General features: G+C 45.9%; 19 protein-coding genes. 18 read left to right on the forward strand and 1 reads right to left on the reverse strand.

Going from position 1 to position 19,625, the window contains the following annotated elements; translation table 11 throughout:
* The first annotated feature begins 6 nt into the window (after positions 1–6).
* A complete protein-coding gene (locus tag WKR14_RS05335; protein ID WP_211868019.1) occupies positions 7–567 on the forward strand; it encodes a conjugative transfer protein in 561 nt (186 codons plus the stop codon).
* A complete protein-coding gene (locus WKR14_RS05340; RefSeq protein WP_211868021.1) occupies positions 554–1,189 on the forward strand; it encodes a DUF4400 domain-containing protein in 636 nt (211 codons plus the stop codon). Before WKR14_RS05335 ends, WKR14_RS05340 begins: the two co-directional genes overlap by 14 nt.
* Before the next feature lie 26 nt (positions 1,190–1,215).
* On the opposite strand, the gene WKR14_RS05345 is transcribed toward WKR14_RS05340, so the two are convergent.
* Entirely contained in the window at positions 1,216–1,803 is a 588-nt protein-coding gene (locus tag WKR14_RS05345) for a plasmid-related protein (protein ID WP_339087486.1), read from the reverse strand.
* Between the two features lie 287 nt (positions 1,804–2,090).
* Between WKR14_RS05345 and traL the strand changes: the two genes are divergently transcribed.
* From traL to WKR14_RS05425, 16 genes are all read left to right on the forward strand, one after another.
* Positions 2,091–2,372, forward strand: coding sequence for a type IV conjugative transfer system protein TraL (traL, locus tag WKR14_RS05350; RefSeq protein WP_000433891.1), 282 nt, complete (start codon positions 2,091–2,093; stop codon positions 2,370–2,372).
* Positions 2,369–2,995 carry a TraE/TraK family type IV conjugative transfer system protein gene (locus tag WKR14_RS05355; RefSeq protein WP_000667170.1) on the forward strand — a complete coding sequence of 209 codons (627 nt, stop codon included), beginning with the start codon at positions 2,369–2,371 and terminating at the stop codon, positions 2,993–2,995. The genes traL and WKR14_RS05355 overlap by 4 nt, the downstream gene beginning before the upstream one ends.
* Positions 2,979–3,875: a TraK domain-containing protein gene (locus WKR14_RS05360; protein ID WP_175080744.1), complete on the forward strand. Its 897-nt coding sequence runs from the start codon at positions 2,979–2,981 to the stop codon at positions 3,873–3,875. Before WKR14_RS05355 ends, WKR14_RS05360 begins: the two co-directional genes overlap by 17 nt.
* Positions 3,876–3,877: 2 nt before the next feature.
* Positions 3,878–5,167: a TraB/VirB10 family protein gene (locus WKR14_RS05365; protein WP_211868025.1), complete on the forward strand. Its 1,290-nt coding sequence runs from the start codon at positions 3,878–3,880 to the stop codon at positions 5,165–5,167.
* A gap of 74 nt (positions 5,168–5,241) precedes the next feature.
* Positions 5,242–5,814 (forward strand): type IV conjugative transfer system lipoprotein TraV, encoded by a 573-nt coding sequence (gene traV, locus WKR14_RS05370; protein ID WP_001944091.1) that lies wholly within the window; start codon positions 5,242–5,244, stop codon positions 5,812–5,814.
* On the forward strand, positions 5,811–6,197 hold the full coding sequence (gene traA / locus WKR14_RS05375; protein ID WP_000180225.1) for a TraA family conjugative transfer protein: 387 nt from the start codon (positions 5,811–5,813) through the stop codon (positions 6,195–6,197). The genes traV and traA overlap by 4 nt, the downstream gene beginning before the upstream one ends.
* A 219-nt stretch (positions 6,198–6,416) precedes the next feature.
* The gene (locus WKR14_RS05380; protein WP_169631891.1) at positions 6,417–7,208 is read left to right on the forward strand and encodes a type IV toxin-antitoxin system AbiEi family antitoxin; all 792 of its coding nucleotides are present in this window, start codon (positions 6,417–6,419) and stop codon (positions 7,206–7,208) included.
* Positions 7,201–8,139, forward strand: a complete 939-nt coding sequence (locus tag WKR14_RS05385; protein WP_169631892.1) for a nucleotidyl transferase AbiEii/AbiGii toxin family protein — start codon at positions 7,201–7,203, stop codon at positions 8,137–8,139. The genes WKR14_RS05380 and WKR14_RS05385 overlap by 8 nt, the downstream gene beginning before the upstream one ends.
* A 578-nt stretch (positions 8,140–8,717) precedes the next feature.
* Positions 8,718–11,447 (forward strand): DEAD/DEAH box helicase family protein, encoded by a 2,730-nt coding sequence (locus WKR14_RS05390; protein ID WP_122067049.1) that lies wholly within the window; start codon positions 8,718–8,720, stop codon positions 11,445–11,447.
* Positions 11,444–12,553, forward strand: a complete 1,110-nt coding sequence (locus WKR14_RS05395; RefSeq protein ID WP_122067050.1) for a hypothetical protein — start codon at positions 11,444–11,446, stop codon at positions 12,551–12,553. Before WKR14_RS05390 ends, WKR14_RS05395 begins: the two co-directional genes overlap by 4 nt.
* A gap of 12 nt (positions 12,554–12,565) precedes the next feature.
* Complete coding sequence (locus tag WKR14_RS05400) at positions 12,566–14,098, forward strand: phospholipase D-like domain-containing protein (RefSeq protein WP_122067051.1); 1,533 nt, start codon at positions 12,566–12,568, stop codon at positions 14,096–14,098.
* A 2-nt stretch (positions 14,099–14,100) separates the two neighbouring features.
* The gene (locus WKR14_RS05405; protein ID WP_122067052.1) at positions 14,101–15,546 is read left to right on the forward strand and encodes a sigma-54-dependent transcriptional regulator; all 1,446 of its coding nucleotides are present in this window, start codon (positions 14,101–14,103) and stop codon (positions 15,544–15,546) included.
* Positions 15,547–15,690: 144 nt separating this feature from the next.
* Positions 15,691–16,383, forward strand: coding sequence for a DsbC family protein (locus tag WKR14_RS05410; protein ID WP_022614418.1), 693 nt, complete (start codon positions 15,691–15,693; stop codon positions 16,381–16,383).
* Positions 16,383–18,782 carry a type IV secretion system protein TraC gene (gene traC, locus WKR14_RS05415; RefSeq protein WP_105934069.1) on the forward strand — a complete coding sequence of 800 codons (2,400 nt, stop codon included), beginning with the start codon at positions 16,383–16,385 and terminating at the stop codon, positions 18,780–18,782. The genes WKR14_RS05410 and traC overlap by 1 nt, the downstream gene beginning before the upstream one ends.
* Entirely contained in the window at positions 18,775–19,122 is a 348-nt protein-coding gene (locus tag WKR14_RS05420) for a hypothetical protein (protein ID WP_011788500.1), read from the forward strand. The genes traC and WKR14_RS05420 overlap by 8 nt, the downstream gene beginning before the upstream one ends.
* The gene (locus WKR14_RS05425; protein WP_170308436.1) at positions 19,106–19,618 is read left to right on the forward strand and encodes a S26 family signal peptidase; all 513 of its coding nucleotides are present in this window, start codon (positions 19,106–19,108) and stop codon (positions 19,616–19,618) included. Before WKR14_RS05420 ends, WKR14_RS05425 begins: the two co-directional genes overlap by 17 nt.
* The last annotated feature ends 7 nt before the right edge of the window (positions 19,619–19,625 follow it).

Consider the following 19,625-nt stretch of genomic DNA (forward strand, 5'->3'; position numbering starts at 1 on the left):
GTCTGTATGCATCATTCTGTCTGTCTGAAAATGACAACACTTACCAGTAAAGAAATGCTCGCTCAGTGGCAGCAACATAACCCCCAGTTCAAGGAAACCTTAAGACTGCTTGAAACCGACTGGCCCCATGCTTTGGCCTCGGTGTATTGCTTGGCGGACTACTTAACGGATGCGTTCACGTTAGATGGCCATTCCATCTTTGATTTGTGTTTGTGTAATGGCTTGGGTAGTTATGAAGAAGTCAGTTGTGATGATGACAGTGTACGCCTGTGGCATTTCATTGAGGCGCTGACCTGGACTGCCGCCAGTGCTTTAACGGGAATTCGCCTGCGTGATCCTGACCATTTCGAGTGGGCCGCCGTGGATGGTGTGTATTTCTACTCCTGGATTCGTAATCGTCCAAATCGGATGGCGTATTTGGCTGAAGGACGCATCGATGTGCGTTATGTCAGTGGCCATACATCGACAAAGCGGCTTCAACAAGTGATTAAAGCCCGGATTATGACGCCAACCGTTGCAGCCATGCTGGCGCGAGTAGAAGAGGATGTTTGGCATGAGCAAGCATAAGTCGGTTTGGCTGCTGTGTCTGGCACTGATGCTGGAGATTATTGCCATTGGCGTGTTAGTGCCCGGTGATTGGACTGGCCGGGTCATTAGTAAAGAGAAGCAGATGATCCAAAATCAATTGGGCGTTCAAACAAGCTATTGGATTGGTCAAACAAGCCATCGCTGGTATCAATCATGGATTGTGGATACGCAGATGGAGCAATCTGTGCGTGATTTTTTAATCCCCACAGAAGAACAACGGCTTCGTTCTAAAGGGATGGAGAACATGGGAGGCTTTTGGTTTGTCTGGGTAGAAGACCGTATTCAAGCATTTTTTGATGTGTTGTACCAAGTGTTCACTCGATTTGCTTTGCTGATGGTCTGGTTGCCCTTTGCGCTTATTCTCATGTTACCGGCGCTGTGGGACGGCTTGATGACCTGGAAGATTAAGAAAACAACCTTTGATTTTTCGAGCCCTATCATTCACCGCTACAGCATGATTATCCTGGGCTCAGGCGTCATTTTGCTGTTTATGGGATTGTTTGCCCCGCTGGCCATTCCTCCAGTGGTGTTACCGTCGCTGATCATCGGTTTGGCATTGATGGCGGGGTTGGCGTTAAGTCACTTGCAGAAGAAGATATGAGGCCAGTTAGGCCTCATCTTGTAGAGCTAAAACCTTACGCCTACGGTATTGCCGTTCTCGTCTTCAGCTGGCAAATGATAAGTATCAATAAGGTGACCTTGAAGCCAAATATATTGCGGCATCCAAAACGAGTACTGTCGTATAAGAGCCAATACTTCTTTCAGCGGTTTGTTTGCGTAAGGTTCGGCAAGACGGAAGTACATGAATGAGCAATAATCTCGAAAGTACTCCTGAAGCTCTGAATCCGATAGTGTTTCTTTTAGCGGCCTGTTTTGTTCGTCGTCCTCGTCAGGGGAATTGACATAAATTTCAAATAGCTGCTTTTCAGTGAGCATCTCCAAGAAATGGTCTTCAATTAAGATCCCATCACTGGTATCGACATCCATACCATCTTTGACATCAAAAGCCATGATACATCCTGAAGATAATGCCACTTCTGATGGTTTCAGTGCGTCATTAGCTTGTACAACCTGATGCCAATGATTAAAACCAGCAGATACTGCAATTTCATCGAGTGCTTGAGTGTGTGTAATGGATTTTTCACGTTTAAGCTTTCGTGCTTTTTGCTTTAAACGTTCAACCGTGGCAGAGGAAATGATTTTAGTAATTTGCATTGAGTTTCTCCTATTAGCGAATACGGTGCCCACTGCCGAGGTCGCAGAAAAAACCTAAGCAAAAATAAATTTGATATGCATGTCGTCCCGTCCGGGTTTGCTAAAGTGGGCAGCTGGTCTCGACACGACCAATATCCCCATCATATCAACCGCATCAAAAAGATCAATTGTTAGTATTGTCTGAGTAGAACCCTCAAAACCTTCAAGAATTCGGCATCTAGCTGACCACTGAACCTGCCAATCCCAAGGCATCCTTCACTTCTCAATTCAAACAACGAGGAGTGACTATGGAACCTGTGAGTATTCCGTCCTATATCGATGACCCGCCGCACTTCCTGCTTTGGAGTGCCGACGAGATGGCTCCCATTCTGTTGGGGCTAGTGATCGGCATTTTTACCGGTAATGCCTTGGTTTTATGCCTGTTGGGGTTGGTGACAACCAAGCTCTATCGGCGTTTTCGTGATGGTCGCCCGGATGGTTTTATTCTTCACGCCATCTACTGGGCCGGACTGTTGCCAACCAAAGCCAAGACGATCCCTAACCCATTTATCAGGAGCTATCTGCCGTGAAGTTCGACGTGTTTTTAAAATCATGGCAAGGCACGCAATTAGAGAACCGATGGCAACGGTTTCTGATTGCGGTGCTGGTGCTATCTAACTTGCTGCTTGCGGTAGCGGCATTTTCTCGCAATACCGTGGTAGCCATTCAACCGCCAACCTTGTCTGAAACGGCTGAAGTGTCACGAAACCAAGCCACTCAACCTTACCTTGAATCCTGGGGACTCTACCTGGCAGAGCTTATGGGTAACGTGACGCCGGGCAATGTGTCCTTTATCCGGGTTGCTATCGAGCCGCTGCTTTCTCCAGCGGTGTACCAGCAAGTGGTCGATGCACTGGAAATTCAGGCAAGACAAATCCGGGAAGACCGAGTCACGCTCAAATTCCAACCCAGACAAGTGGAGTATGAGTATGAAACCGGCCATGTCTTTGTGACCGGTTATTCCTTGGTCTCTGGACCATCTGGAGATGAACAGCGCCAAACTCGCACCTATGAGTTTGACATCGATATTGAGCAATACCGTCCAAAACTTAGCTGGATGGATACGTATGAGGGGCAAGCTAGAACGAAGCGCGTTCGTGAAAAGTTGACCCAAGAGCAAAACCGGAGGGTGAATGATGCGAACCAAAATTAGTCGATGGATGACACCAAGTTTAATCGCAATCAGCTTGAGTGGCGTTCTGTTATCACAAGCGTCGTATGCAGACGTGGAATTGCCGATTGTGCCAGCTAGTGTGATGAAGCAGTCTGCTACTGCAAATCCACCGGTTCAAAGCAATTCGGTTGCAGCGGATACGCCAACAACGCTACTGATGACACCGGGGGTTAATGAACTGATCCCTGTAGCACTTGGTCATCTGAATCGAATTGTGACGCCGTTTGAATCGCCTCAGGTGAGAACAACCAGTGATGCTCAGACGCAAATCAAGGGGAATGTTGTATATGTAGCCACGGACAAAGAATCACCGGTTTCACTTTACATCACTCCGCCTGGTCAGGAAGCGCCCGCATTATCTGTCACCTTAGTGCCTCGTCGTATTCCACCGCGTGAAATTACCTTAGCTATTGATGGTCAGCAGTGGCCTATTAAGGGCGTCGTGAACCGCAAAGCCGCCACTTGGGAAACAGCTCAGCCATACGTTGATAACCTACGAGACTTACTCAGACGCCTTGCATTAAATGAGTTGCCACAAGGCTATGACATCCGTTTGGCTGTCCAAACTGACATAAGCCCTAAATGTTTTCAGCCAGGCTTAAAGTTTGGTTTTAAGCAGGGGCAAATTGTGACGGGACATTACTTCACCGTCTATGTAGGACTGGTTGAAAGCTTTGCCGATGAGCCGATAGAAGCCAGTGAAATAGCCTGTCATGCACCAGATATAGTGGCAAGCGCTTACTGGCCTCGCAATATCTTGTTACCGGGTGAAAAGACTGAGTTGTATGTGGTTGTTCGCAATCATCGTGAAGAAGCGGTAGAAAGTCAGCGACCTTCGCTTCTTGTGGGAGGTGAATAACGATGAAAGCACAATGGGAACAAATGAGCCCGAACATGAAGCGGGGCCTATCGGTTGCCGGTATTGCTGGTGGTCTCATCCTGATGGTGATGGTGTTTTCACCTAATCCTGACGATGGCTCAAGCAGTCGGAACCGACAGGAAACGATCCGGCACATTCTTACGGATACCAATACTCGTGATGTTGGGGTCGATAGTTTGGCTGCGAACGTAAAACTACTCAGTGAGCGCAATGAACAGTTACGTCGTGAAGTTGAGCGCTTGCGTCGTGACGTCGATTCAGGACGGCTAAGCCCAGGTTCGCCTTCAATACCAAGTGAGGTCAATGCGGAGTTGGCTCGGCTTAGAGCGGAACTTGATGATGTTCGCGCTGGGGGAGATTCAGTAGTTGAAGGCACAAATAGCCGTTTTGAAGTGTCTTTATCTGCCATGGAATTGCCTAATGAAGAAAGGCCACTGCCGTCTAACCCAGACGACTATTTTGCCAATGCGCCGCTGCCTGATCCGCTCTATCAGCAGCCAGCCAATGGCCAAGGTACACGAGCTCGGGATGTTCCATTGCCGCCAATCACGATTCGTATGATTGAACCTGAAGTGGTTGCTGAACCAGAGGTTGTTGTGCAAGAAGCGCCGCCTTTGTACCTACCGGCAGGCAGCATCATCTCAGGTACTTTGATCACGGGTTTGGATGCACCTACTCACGAGTCCGCAAGACGCGAACCTTTTCCTGCATTGCTGAGAATTCAAAAGGAAGCCATTTTACCCAACCGATTTAGAGCGGATATAAAAGAGTGTTTCTTGATCGCCGCAGGTTACGGTGATTTGAGCTCTGAGCGTGCTTATTTGCGAGGCGAGACCATTTCATGTGTGAGAGAAGATGGTGGCGTCATTGAAACGCGACTGGATTCTTATGCTGTGGGTGAAGACGGCAAAGCCGGTATTCGTGGCCGATTAGTGTCGAAACAAGGCCAGCTGGTGGCCAAATCAATGATGGCCGGATTCCTTCAGGGGTTGGCTGGTGCATTTGATGTAAATCCTGTTCCGACGATTCAGACGGGTAATGCCGGTGATACTCAGCTGTACCAACAAGTCATGAGCCAAGAAGCATTACAAGGCGCTGCGATTAAAGGCACCGGTAAAGCATTGGATAGAGTGGCCAAGTTCTATTTGGACATGGCTGAAAATATGTTCCCAGTCATAGAAGTAGACGCTGCGAGGAAAATTGAAGTCATAGTCACTCGTGGTGCCTCGTTGTCGTTGGCTACTTCGCAAGGGGGAGGTGCAAGAAGATGAAAAAATCCTGCATGTTGCTAACCGATCGAAGTCCGTTTCAGACAATAAGATGTGTATCCAGAGGAGAGTTAACCATGACGACATCAATGCAGAACAACCCAAAGCACCAGTCAAAACAGTGGTCTAAAGCTGGATTACTTTTATTGGCAGTCGGCTCAACCTTATTGTCTGGCTGTAGTTCATTGGGTCTTGGGAGTAGTGAATATGGATGCCCAGGTATGCCTGACGGTGTGCGCTGTTTATCCGCGCGTGAAGTCTATGAGCTTACCAGTAATGGCGCTGCACCCAAGACGATTGATGCTGTGGCGACTCGAATTGGTTCTCCCTCTGGGTATTCACAATCTGATTTAGAGACAGGACTGCTGAGCCATCCAGCATTACCCGAGACGCAGCAATCTGCACCTATTCGCATTCCTTCAAGGGTAATGCGGATTTGGATTGCGCCTTGGGAGGATGACCGTGGGGATCTGAATTTATCCAGCTACGTGTTTACCGAAATTGAACCGCGCCGGTGGGATATTGGGGTGTCAGCACCTCGAACGGTTTCGCCAGTGCTACGTCCACTTCAGACTCAAAGCGATTCAGCCTCAGCGGGAGCTGATGGTAAGCGCGATAACTTGAGTATCTACGGAGAAACTAACGAATGACAAATGCAGTTCGCACCATTCAAACTCAGCGCCTAATGACCATTGGTGCGCTTGGTTTAATGGCGTTAATGATTTCGGAGCCCTCATTTGCGGGCACCGGTGGTGATGCTTTCACTGATGTGTGGGATACCCTAAAAGATTGGACCCAAGGTACTTTGGGACGGATCGTAGCGGGAGCCATGGTTCTGGTGGGTATTGTGGGCGGTATCGCTCGCCAAAGCTTGATGGCTTTTGCCTTGGGCATTGGTGGCGGTATGGGTCTCTACAATACGCCAACCGTCGTTGAAAGTGTTATGTCTGCAACCTTACCTGTTGTTGCTAGCACTCAAGAAGTCATTGGCACAACAGTTCCAGCAATCAGCGCCGTTTTACTGGGCACCTGAATGTGAGCCACAGTAGGCAGTTCACTTAAGGTAATCAAACTAGGTCTACACAACATCGGGTTATTGGTGATGTTGTGTAGACCTTTTCATTTCAACAACGCCGCATTAGCGGGTTTGGTTTACATTATTTGGTATATTAATGCCTAAAGTATTAAAATCCCTGTCAAAATAAACTAGATGGTTTATACTGTTCGTGATATTCATACCTTGGGTGTTAAAATGTCATCTAAAATAAACTGGCTTGTTGCTCATACTTCTCCTGGTGCGCTAGTACTTCAGCAATGGCTGACTGAAAACGGTGTGAGCTATTCCTTGGCTCAAAAGTACGCACAGAACGGTTGGCTAAAGAAGCTATGTTCTGGCGTGTATTATCGTCCAGATGCACAGGGCGATATAAAGCCAACTTGGGTTGATGCCATTCAAGCATTAAATGTGCAATTGGGCGTTTCAGTTCATTTGGCTGGATTGAGCAGCTTAACTCACCAGGGACTGAGTCACTATTTACAGCTGAACAAAGAGCGAGTTTGGATTTGCGTTAAAAACAAGTCGTCCTTACCCAAATGGTTTCGTGAATTCCCTTATCAGAATTGGTTTTACTGTGGAAACCATAAGCTTGAAGTGAATCCCGAGAAAGATTTGAAAAGGATCACGGTTAAAGAGAAAGAACTCACTGTCAGCTGTGCAGAACTTGCTGCCTATGAAGTGGTAGACGGGATTGGGAAGCTGATTTCATTTGAGCATGTCGCAGAATTATTTCAGGGTTTAGTCAATCTAAGCCCTAGAAAAGTACAAGATATTCTTGAGCGAAGCAGCTCTGTTCAGGCAAACCGAATATTTCTATTTCTGGGTCGGTACTACGATCACCAGTGGGTCAATCGCATAGATGAAACAAGAATTAAATTGGGTGCAGGAAAGCGGCAGGTTGTCGAAAAAGGACGTTTTGATGAGCGATATCAAATCACAGTGCCAGAGATATTAAGCGTCAAAAAAGGTGAACAACATAATGGATAAAGATAGCCCATATTACAAACAGGTTTCCTTGCTCATAAGAATGCTTCCTGTGGTAGCAACAGAGACAGTTTTTGCACTTAAAGGTGGCACCGCTATTAATTTATTTGTGAGAGATTTTCCTCGGTTATCTGTAGATATTGATCTTGCTTATCTTCCACTTGAACCAAGAGATGAGGCTTTGGTTAATGTCAGGGCTGCATTGCAGCGCATTACAGACAGAATAAATACTCAACCAGATATCCGAGCGGCATTTCAGGATAATAAAGCTGATGAACTGAGAATCGTTGTATCAAGTCCGGTTGCGACAATCAAAATTGAAGTGTCGCCCGTCGCCAGAGGTACATTGCATAGTGCAGAGATAATGCCAGTTCAAGAGTCTGTTGAAGACGAGTTTGGTTATGCTGAGATTCAGGTAGTCAGTCTTCCCGATCTGTATGGTGGGAAATTGTGTGCTGCAATGGATCGCCAACATCCTCGCGACTTATTTGATGTGCGTATGTTACTTGGCAGTGAAGGGATTTCGAGAGAGATTTTAGTGGGCTTTTTAACCTATACACTAAGTCATCCTCGGCCTATTAATGAAGTCATGTCGCCAAACTGGCAGCCTCTGAATGAGAAATTTCAGGCAGAATTTGACGGAATGACTTTTGAAAAAGTTGAATGCGCAGACTTAGCCTCTGTTAGGCCTATGATGTTAATGGCGCTACAAAAACATTTCACAGAAAGGGATCATGCTTTCCTTATGTCATTCAAAAGAGGGCAACCTGATTGGGCATTGTTTGACTATCCTAATGCAGCAGACTTGCCAGCGATTCGTTGGAAGTTGCAGAACATTAACAAATTGGCAAAGAATCAAGCAAAACATCAAGAGCAATTAGATAAATTGAAGCAAGTGCTTGATGATTGGCTTGTTAACGCAAACGCCGAGTAATTCGTTTATAACAAACCTCAACGAGCTATAAGCCCCCTAGTTAGATTGCGATTTCTTCAATCTATCTAACCGAGTCCACATAGGTGTAAAAAAACGGGCTCAGCTAAACCGGTTGGCTAGCAACGGCGCTTCTGTCATCGCTTGTAGGCGATAAAAGTGTTATGTCTGCAACCTTACCTATCGTTGCCAGCACTCAAGAAGTCATTGGCACAACCGTTCCAGCAATCAGCGCTGTTTTACTGGGCTCCTTATAACAACAAAAACGCCCAAGCGGCCAGATATCTGAAGGCTTGGGCGTCATCCTACCCCGTACCCGCTTATCATGACGGCGTTTCAATTAGAAGTAGCCAAAGTAAAGTTGTTTGGGTTCTTTTCATTGTCTTGGCTTCATGAGAGTTATGTGATGTACAAAATGGCACTTATGGGTTATAAATTTACCCAGAGGGTGTGAAAAATACCTTCCTATAAAAACCTTTATCTGTTCGATGGTGCGCAATTAATGAGGCCTTTAAATCGAAGGTTGTTGGCACGATGCTTGATATTTAGGATGAACAACTCATTCGATCAAAGGACGAAACATGGCGTTATTAAGATACGCAAACTTAGGAATTCACAGGCCAGACATCCTGCTTAGTAAAGCAGTGAGTGGTCTTGGTGACTTTTATAAGTATTTAGACACCACTCGAAAGTACCTAGAAAGTACGAAGGCTGTTAAAGCGATAGCTTGGGAAAAGCTGGACGATGCTCAAAGTGGAGTATGGATACAATTAGTTGAGCCTGCCGATAACTGCGGTGATTTCGAAAAGAACTTAAAGCTCTTTTTAGATGAAAGTACCGACACGGTATACGAAGCAAGCCCCGCTAGATGGAAAGCCGTGGGTAGTGCCGCTAGAGAATGCCCAAATTGTAGAAGTCACGGTAAACCTAAAATGGCTTATGCAACTGAGGAACACGCGGACGAAATTGCGAGTGAATTAGGCAATGGGCTGTCGTCGTATGAGTGTCCAGACGGTTATGGTTGGCATTTGACTGGGAAATCACAAAGCAATGTTGGATTCAATAAATCCAACGCAATTTCAGTCCTGGACAGAAATGTAGAGAATGACAGCTTGTTATTGGATCGTTTACCTGACCACGACTATTTGGTTATTCGTCCAAACACATACCAGTTAAAGTGTCAGATTAATGCATTACAAAGCTTACAAGACACCCCTTCTATTCACCATCTTCCGCTATTGAGGCTGTTTGAAGGTAAGGATCATGCTAAGTGGCCGAATGTTCCTTATGATGAGCACTTATTTAACCATGACTACTACGTTCTTACCGATGGAGCAAGAGAGGGAACATCTCAGCAGCGTGAGTTTGTAAATATTGCACTCAATACACCAGACTTTGCCTTCCTTGAAGGCCCCCCAGGATCTGGTAAAACTACAGCCATTTGCGAACTGATTCTTCAATTAATAAAGCGAGGTAAGCGGATCTTACTTTGTGCATCAACACACGTTGCTGTTGACAATGTTCTTGAACGAATGATGTCTGAAGAAAATATTTATCGCGACATGGTGTTACCTGTACGGATTGGAGATAAATCAAGCGTTTCTCAAAAGGCAAAGCCATGGCAATTGGAAGAGTTTGTTAAAACTGAACGCACAAGATTGCTAAAACATCTTCAGCAACAACCGCACATTTCAGTTAGTCAGAAGTTACTTAAAAGTAAGGTCGGTGAAGGTAAACATATTGTTGAGCGTCTTGTTCTTGAAGCGGCGAATTTAGTTTGCGGGACAACTATTGGGTTGCTTCAGCATCCTGATATCAAAAATAAACAATCAACATCGCCAATCTTCGATGTGATGATTATTGATGAAGCATCAAAAACAACTTTTCAAGAGTTTTTGGTGCCAGCGGTACTTGCCAAGCGTTGGATCATGGTGGGAGATCCAAAACAGCTTTCACCTTATGTTGATGATGAAGCTACCGAAGTAAATTTGCAGCCATGTTTACAGGATAGTTATCAGCGAGAAGCATGCGCAGATATTTTCTCTGCTCGACAAATCAATATTCAGAAACGAGAAGTATCCTTGGTTTGCACTGACGATGAAAAGACAATTGAATTTTATCATCAGCAAGCAAAGTCCAAAAATGTATTGGTTGCATCATCTAAAGGTCCGAAGACAGATCTCCCTTACGCATCAGTAGTCCTTGGTTCGTCAGCGTTCATCGCTCAGAATGCTAATCACCTTCCCCTGGATTTGACGACCATAAGGGGGCTGCCTGCGTTACCGGAAAAGTTAGAAATGCGACTTGCAGCGCATTCGAGATTAACTCGTACAAAAATCAAGACCGAGTCCGATAGCTGGGAATCCCAGTTAGCGTGGCGACTGGCTCGTATGTACGAACAGCGCCTAAATACAGAATCTAACGGAAGTTCTAAAACTGTTAATAAGTTAGAGGAAGATATCAAAGCGCTACTACCATTTGACTCAGAAAAAGATACGTTCACTGCAATAGACAGGGTACGTAGGATCGCACTGCCTTCTATCCTTGAATCACTGCAAGTTGGATTTGAACGAACAGAGTATCAGAAACAAGGCACCGCTCTGTCTGATGGACTTCCAGCCAGTGTTTTGGAACAACGACAAATACGGCTTAGTTACCAGCACAGAATGCATCCAGACATTGCCGAGTTTTCCCGAGTACATATATACCATGAAAAAGCACTGCAAAGTCCTGATGGCCAAGCTGAAAAGCGGGACTGGGGATACCGAAGCGGCTCACATCGTTGTATATGGCACGATGTTAAAGGTCGAAAAGGCAAAGAAGGTGAAATCACCGCTGAAGTAGAAGAAATATTAAAAGAATTAAGTCGCTTTGATTCTTGGGCAAAATCAAACCCAAATGTTGAGAAAAACCAACAAAAGCCTTGGGAAGTAGCTGTTTTGGCATTCTATCGGGCTCAAGAGCGAGCTATACGTCGAGCTTTACGAAAGTGGACGGGAAGTCATCACGGAGTAAGGCATTTCTATCGAGGTGAAAAATCCTCACCGTATATTGATATTCAGATATGTACCGTAGACCGTTTTCAGGGGCATGAGGCTGATTTTGTCATGCTTAGTTTCGCAAATAACCATCCCACGAGTTTTCTTGAAAGCCCAAATCGCTTGAATGTGGCAATTACGAGGGCCAAGCATCAGCTCATTGTGTACGGAAACCGCACTGCAATGCAAAAGGCATCGGGTGTGTTAGGTACTTTTGCCAGCAATTCTTACTGGTCTACAACAATCGAGACTGAAGCACAGGAGGCACTATGAGCCAGGACATCATACTAAAACGAGAAATTAAGACTGAAAGTTGGATCATACAGGGTGAAATCGCGCTGGCAGATAGCCGTCCAGAAATTAACTGCGTGCTGCAATTCCTTCAAGATAATCCGAATGCGAGTTCTGCTGAGTGCTCCGAGCATTTATTTGGGGACAAAATCGGACGTCGTGTCGTTGCTGATAGGTTACTAAACATATGTCGATTATATGGGCTTGCTGAGTCTAATCGAGACCAATACAGGCTCACTGAATCAGGACTGATTGCTCTTGAGAAAGATCAAATCCTAGTGCCAGAAGATGGGTGTTGGAGCCTTTGCGTTTGTCATGAGCCTTTATTGCCTCATCCACTTCTTACTATTGATGCGCACACAGAGCCTAGTGCAGCGTCGATCGGACTTGGAAAAAACAGAAATGAGCTAAATGAAAGAGCAAAGCGACTCGTTGAGGTTCCTCAACTAGTCAAAGACGTTCGTGGCCTGAAGGTTGAACCAATAGGTGGAGGTTCGGAAGTACGCGTTGACAAAATTGAACTCAAAGGTGAGCGCATCTCACCTCAAGGAAAACCGTATTACATCGAGTGGAATGTGACTGATGGCAATGTCGATGTGAAGCGCGGAAAGGATCTTATATTTTCACGTCGGGTTGAACCAATCAGTCGTCAGCAAGTTTTGAAAGTACTTCTGCATAGTGAGGGCTTGCTTGAACAATGGGATGAGCGAACGGAAATCTTGTCAGTGGTTTTCGAAAATACTACTGAATCTGAGCGAATCAATATGAAGCGCTCGGTAAGCGTAAAAAGACCATCTGTTCACAAGTTGGGTTCGTTTGATGCGATGAAGTTACACAATATTTCTATATCAGCATTGACTGAATTGGATGCTAAAAAGTGGGCTGAATGGAGATTAGAGAAAAATATCAATATGTATGCCACTAATAGCAAGTACCAATTTTGGAGAGAAAAAGCACTCGAACCTTTTAAAAGTTGGAATTTCACACTACCTGATAGGGCTGAGTTGGCAAATCAGTTTTGGACTGAAGAAGACCAGCAAAATCAGCATACCTGGCATGTCATTGCAGCCCATGATTGGAACCTATAAGGAATAATAGTGATGAATCTAATTGAAAAGTTTACTAAGACTGAAACTAAGATTGTTGATCAATCAAATACCAAGTTGCCCCCTGTGCTTTTGCCTGTTTTACCTAAAAAGGTATCTGATCCGCAACATATTGGTAGCTCTTTGTTCTGCAATGAGCTGCAATCAAGAGTTGTCGAATTAATCGATAATGCTGAGCACTCGGTTATTCTTAGTACGTTTTTGCTTGCTGATGAGAATGTCGAATCTGCTGTCCTAAAAGCTGCAAAGCGCAAAGTTCGTGTGTACATACTATTGGCATGTGAGACTCGTCTTGATGGCGATGTGCCTGACGATGACTTTGGTAAGAAGTGTCTTGTGCAGCATAAGGAAATGTTAAACAAATTGTCTGGACATGTTCACTTTGCATCTGCGCCGCATTTCCACGCAAAAGCCGTTGTTATAGACGCATTACATGAAACTGGTAATGCTAAAGGGTTGCTTTTAACGGCAAACCTTACAGAAGAAGCACTTTTACGAAATGAAGAGCTGGGGGTCGCGCTTTCACGCCATCAAATAGCTGAGATCGTGAATGTGTTCCGTTGGGCAATCTTCGAGAGTGCGCAGCACCATATGACAAGCCGTGGTGAATTCTCAGCATATAAGTCGCCGGGCAATGTCAGATATCCAAGGGAATTAACTGAAATACTGGTCACATCGAGTGAAGACGCTCGAATTAGGGAGCACGCATTAGCGTTGATCAATCAAGCGGAAAATGAACTCATCATATCGAGTTTTGGATGGCAAGAGGACCATCAGCTTGTAAAAGCAATATGTGAACGTGCGAAGTCGGGGCTAAAAGTCACCATTCTATCTCGCCAAAGACCAGCAGCCATGCCAGCGTTGTTGGCTATGAAACAGGCTGGTGCATCGGTGACGTGTTTTAAATGGCTACATGCCAAAGCGATTGTAGTAGATGGAATGCATGGCATGGTGATGTCGGCCAATTTTCAAGCGCATGGTATGGATCAAGGCTTTGAGTTAGGCGTAAAACTCACCAGTACTCAGGTAAAAGAGCTGATGAACTGCTTAGATATGTTTTTAACTAATAGCCACAATGAATTGAACATCGATATGAGTCTAGGGATGATTTCTGGTGGTTTTGAAGCTTGGGAAAATAATACATTCAAGAGGTACTCAGTCAGCGAAGTAGACATTGTTGAGTTATCTCCTATAAAAGCAGATTGTTTGTCTGATATGGATAAGCAACCAAAAATACCCAATGCAAACTGGCGGGAAAAAACATCGCACAAGATTGAGTATAAATGGCGTATAGAGCCGCCAGTTATCACTAACGCCAGTCCAGAGTATTTCAAACCTTTAACGGCTAAGGGTGAAACTTCTAAGAAGCAGGATTCAGGAGCGCCTAGAAAAAGTTATGAGCCAAAGGTTGTTCGACTGACAAAAAAACAGTTAGCTATTACAGTTCGTCAAGAATACGAACTTGCCATGGCAAAAAGGCTGAAGCAAAGTGAATTGCCAAACGCCCGAATTGTATTGGAGGCGTAACTTTGGATAACAAAAATACACTGCTTTGTTGGCACTCAAAAAGAGCTGGGGTTGAGGTATTAGACGAAGCGTTAAAGCGGCTTAAGAATCGTAAAGTTTATGTTGGCAAAGTCATTGTTCTTACTCAGTCAGCTGGTGATAACAGTCTGTACAAAGAGCATGAATTTGGCGATATACAGATTACCTTTCGAACTGTAGCTATCGAGAACCCAGCTGATCACAACGAAATTTATCACGCAATAGAGTCTGAGATTATTCCAGAGCTAAAGCTTGAACAGAATCTTCATATCAATGTATCGCCGGGAACTCCGGCGATGCATGCGGTTTGGTTGATTCTTCATGCTCGGGGGCATTTTCCACGCGAAACAATCCTCTGGTCATCACAATATAACCCCGATACCAAAAGAACCAGCATTGCCAAAGTTGATTTCAGTGTAAATACGTATTTGGCAGAGATCTCTGCTATTTCAAGTTCAGAGGGCGGTTACGCCCTTTACGATTTAGACCCTAAATCAAAAGCAAGGCAGGATGCATTACAAACGTTAAAGCAGTTCTCTTGTGTTCCCAAAGCTCCGTTACTTGTACTGGGTGAACGTGGTACAGGGAAAACGAGGCTAATTGAAACCGTTGTCGGTAAGGTAAAGCAAAAGCAGGTTGTTACGCTTGCATGTGGAGGACTAGATTCTCAAGTGGTTGATAGTATGTTGTTTGGCCACGTAAAAGGTGCCTTCACTGGGGCGGAAAAGGATCGCAATGGACTTTTGAAAGAAGCAAATGGAAAAGTTTTGTTTTTGGATGAGATTCAAGATTTACCAACTTCGGTTCAGCGAAAGCTGGTTCGAGTGCTTCAAGATAACCATCACAGTTTTCGCCCTGTTGGAAGTGACACTGAGGAAGCATCTGACTTTGAGCTAGTTTGCGCGAGTAATAAATCACTTGAGCAATTGGCAGCGATACTCGATGCTGATTTCTTTGATCGTGTATCCATGCTGACAATAACAATACCTCCACTTCGGGCATGCAGAGAAGATATATTGTCCGATTGGCAAAGAATCTGGCAGGAAGTTAATGTTAACCCCAATCTGCCTGCGGAAGCTCCAGTATCAAATGAATTAATCCAGTTTTTTAACTCGGCATATTTACCAGGTAACTTACGTGACCTCAAAAAGCTAGCATACATGTCTTGTGCGTTTTTGAGCTCCCAAACTACAGAGTCGGCAATCTCTAGCTCATTAGCTTCGTTGGGCGAGCCTGCTATCCAAGGGGATAGTCCTGACACAAGGTTTGCATTTGGTGATTTATCCAAGACAACTAAGGATGAGTTAACGAAAGCGTTTCATAAGGAATTTGCAACAGCTGCCAAAAAGCAATTCGGGACATGGGTTAAAGCCGCAGAAGCATTGAAAGTGGATCAAAAAACTCTGCAAAAGTATATGAGAGACAATTGATTTATTTTAGTGCGTGATTGCTTTCATTAAGATTTGGTGTTGGTGCTGCTTAGCAAGACGACAAATTCTTCAATCTATCTAACCGAGTCCACATAGGACAACTGCATAGACTGGAGCCTCGATTTACATTAACGAGGACTCCTCATGCGAAAACTATCTCCAATTATTCTGGCGCTTGCGCTGTCTCCATTGGTTCAAGCTGAACCTGTGTCTGAAGTGTCGCCCGTTGGCAAAATTGACGGCATGGTTTCTTTGCCGGTCACGGGTATGAAAGCGGTCGAAAGCAATGGCCGTATTGTTTTCATGTCAGACAGTGGCCGGTTCGTCATTGATGGCACGCTCTATGATGCCTGGTCCAAAAAGCCGCTTACCAGCCTTGAAGAAATTCGAGAAGCGGGAAACACGCTGGACTTAAGTCGTCTTGGCTTAAAAATGGATGATTTGAACCCACTGACGCTGGGCGAAGGCAAAAAGAAAGTGGTGGTCTTTGTTGATCCACGATGCCCGCACTGCCATGAGCTTTTGAAACAAGCCTTACCGTTAACCAAAGAATACACCTTCCAAATTCTCCCTGTGCCAGTGCTTGGTCCTGATTCAGAGCGTCAGGTTCGCCAGCTTGGCTGTGCGCGTGACAAAAAATCGGCCACCGATGCATTGCTCAATGGCCGGATTGGTAACCTAGAACAGGATGATGCCTGCAACTTAGAACCAATGCAGCGTACTTTGGTGACGGCTCAAATCCTGGGCATTCAAGGTGTGCCTTTCATTGTCGCCAATGATGGTCGCATCAGCCGAGGCCGTCCTTATGATCTTTCTGCTTGGTTGGAGGGGCGTTAATGAAAGCCTCTCTGTATTCAGGGCAACGCGCTTCAGAGCTATTGCCTGTATTGGCCTATTCCGACGATGAGCAACTGTTTTTCATGGAAGACCAAAGTGTTGGCTTTGGTTTTCTATGTGACCCCTTGCCCGGTGGTGATGAGTCTGTTGCAGACAGGGTTAATGTTCTACTCAACAACGACTGGCCAAAAGACACTTTGCTGCAATTTGGCCTGTACGCCTCGCCTGATATTCAAACCGACCTTCAGCGCATGATGGGCTTACGGCATCGTCAATCCGATCCATTGCTCAGGGCGTCGATACGCAAACGTGCGGACTTCCTCGATGGGGGCACGGTTCAACCGATAGAAGAATCAACCCAGACTCAGGTACGCAACTTTCAACTGATCGTCACTTGCAAATTGCCTTTGGAAAGTCCTATACCGACGGAGCGTGAGTTGAGTCGAGCATCCGCGCTTAGGGCTTCTTTCTCGCAAGCGCTGGCAACGGTTGGTTTTCGCGTCACTGAAATGACTGACCGAAACTGGCTCGCAGCATTAAGTGCGCAGCTTAACTGGGGAAAAGGTGCTTCCTGGCGTAATCCATCACCAATCCGCAGTGAGGCTGATAAACCACTTCGAGAGCAAGTGTTGGATTATGACCGAGCTATCAAGGTGGATAGCCAAGGTCTGATGCTGGGCGATTACCGAGTTAAAACCTTATCATTTAAGCGCTTGCCTGAGCGGATCTGGTTTGGTCATGCCGCAAGTTTTGCGGGCGATATGATGACGGGTAGTCGCGGTTTACGCGGAAGCTTTTTGCTGAATGTCACCATTCACTTTCCCTCAGCCGAGGCGATGAGATCTCGTCTAGAGACGAAGCGTCAATGGGCGGTCAATCAGGCCTATGGCCCGATGCTCAAGTTTGTGCCGGTGCTTGCAGCCAAGAAAAAGGGATTTGATGTTCTTTTTGAAGCTTTGCAAGAAGGTGATCGTCCTATTCGGGCCAATATGACTTTGACGCTGTTTTCACCAACGGAAGAAGCGTCCATCAGCTCTGTTTCAAATGCTCGAACTTATTTCAAAGAACTCGGATTTGAGCTGATGGAAGACAAGTACTTCTGTTTGCCCATTTTCCTGAATGCCTTGCCATTTGGTGCTGACCGCCAAGCGATGAACGACTTGTTTCGATTCAAGACCATGGCGACACGGCATGTGATCCCTCTGTTGCCTTTGTTTGCGGATTGGAAAGGCACTGGCACGCCGGTGATTAACTTTGTTTCCCGTAATGGCCAGATCATGAGTGTGTCCCTTTATGACTCGGGCAGTAATTACAATTGTTGCATCGCGGCGCAATCGGGATCGGGTAAGTCATTCCTGGTGAACGAAATCATCTCTTCCTACTTATCAGAAGGCGGGCAATGCTGGGTGATTGATGTTGGCCGCTCTTATGAAAAGCTGTGTGAAGTCTATGACGGTGAGTTCTTACAGTTCGGGCGAGACAGTGGCATTTGCTTGAATCCGTTTGAAATCGTTGAGGACTATGACGAAGAAGCGGATGTGCTGGTTGGGCTATTGGCCGCAATGGCCGCACCTACGCAGTCATTAACTGATTTTCAGATGGCCAACCTAAAGCGTCAGACCCGTGAACTGTGGGAGAAAAAAGGTCGTGCCATGTTGGTTGATGATGTGGCTGAGGCCTTAAAAAATCATGAAGACCGTCGTGTGCAAGACGTGGGTGAGCAGCTCTATCCGTTTACGACACAGGGCGAATATGGCCGTTTCTTTAATGGTCACAACAATATTCGTTTCAAAAACCGTTTCACTGTTCTGGAGTTAGAAGAGCTCAAGGGGCGCAAGCACCTACAACAAGTGGTGTTGCTTCAGCTTATCTACCAAATCCAACAAGAGATGTACTTAGGTGAGCGGGATCGTCGCAAGATTGTGTTCATTGACGAAGCCTGGGATCTGCTGACTCAAGGTGATGTCGGTAAGTTTATCGAGACGGGTTACCGTCGATTTCGAAAATATGGCGGCAGTGCTGTAACGGTAACGCAGTCGGTCAACGATTTGTATGACAGCCCTACAGGTAAAGCCATCGCTGAAAACTCGGCCAATATGTACCTGCTTGGCCAAAAAGCTGAAACCATCAACGCGCTCAAAAAAGAAGGCCGCTTGCCACTAGGTGAAGGCGGTTATGAATACCTGAAAACGGTTCATACCGTCACGGGTGTCTATTCCGAAATTTTCTTTATTACCGAGATGGGCACCGGGATTGGCCGCCTCATCGTCGATCCGTTTCACAAGCTGTTGTACTCGTCCCGTGCAGAAGATGTAAACGCGATTAAGCAGTTAACGCGCAAAGGCCTTTCTGTTGCTGATGCCATCTCTCAGTTGTTGAAGGAGCGAGGCTATGAATAAGTCCACGCTTTGGCCATTTATGGCCTCTATTACTTTGTCTATTGCTGGTAGCGGTTTAATGACCAGCTGGCTTTTAATGAAAACACTCGAACCCATCCACAGCCAGTTGGCGTTAAGTACGCCCATTGCAGTCGTAGATTTTGGGGAGGCGGTGTTGTCACTGGGCCCCAATGCCAGCGAACAAGACATCGAATCCAGGTTGCTTCAGACCAATCAGCAAATTGAAAAGTTAAAAGCAGCCGGTTTTATCGTGCTGGATGCCCAAGCGGTGGTGGGTGCTGATGATTCCATATTTGTGCCAGTAGGCTCAAAGGAGGTGTCTCATGCAGATACTCCGTAAAAGAATGCCTTGGCGGCCATATTTCATTCGGTTGACCGTTCTTGCGTTAATCATGGCCTTGGTAGGCACCTACGCCATGATGCGCTACCGAATAGGTATTGATACCCAGCAAGAGCGCTGCCTGCCTGATACCACGGTGTATCTGATTGACCTATGGAATAAAGAGCCCGTTAAGGATGGTTTGTATGCCTTCCACTCAAAAGGACTTGCTCCGTTATATAACGACGGTACTCGGATGCTGAAACGCCTAACAGGGATGCCTGGGGATGAAGTCAATGTGACTCCTGAGCATGTGCTGGTGAATGGTGCTCAAGTCTCTACCGGCATGGCATTAGCCCAGCGTCTTGGTGTGGCTGAAACAGAATTTAGCCGTTCATTGACGCTGCAAGAAAACGAATATTGGTTTTCCGGCGAGGCAGCAACGAGTTTCGACTCCCGCTATTGGAATGCCGTTAAGCGCGAGCAGATTGTCGGTCGCGCTTGGCCGCTTTGGTAGGAGGTGG

The organism is Shewanella chilikensis (assembly GCF_037953065.1).
GTDB lineage: Bacteria > Pseudomonadota > Gammaproteobacteria > Enterobacterales > Shewanellaceae > Shewanella > Shewanella chilikensis.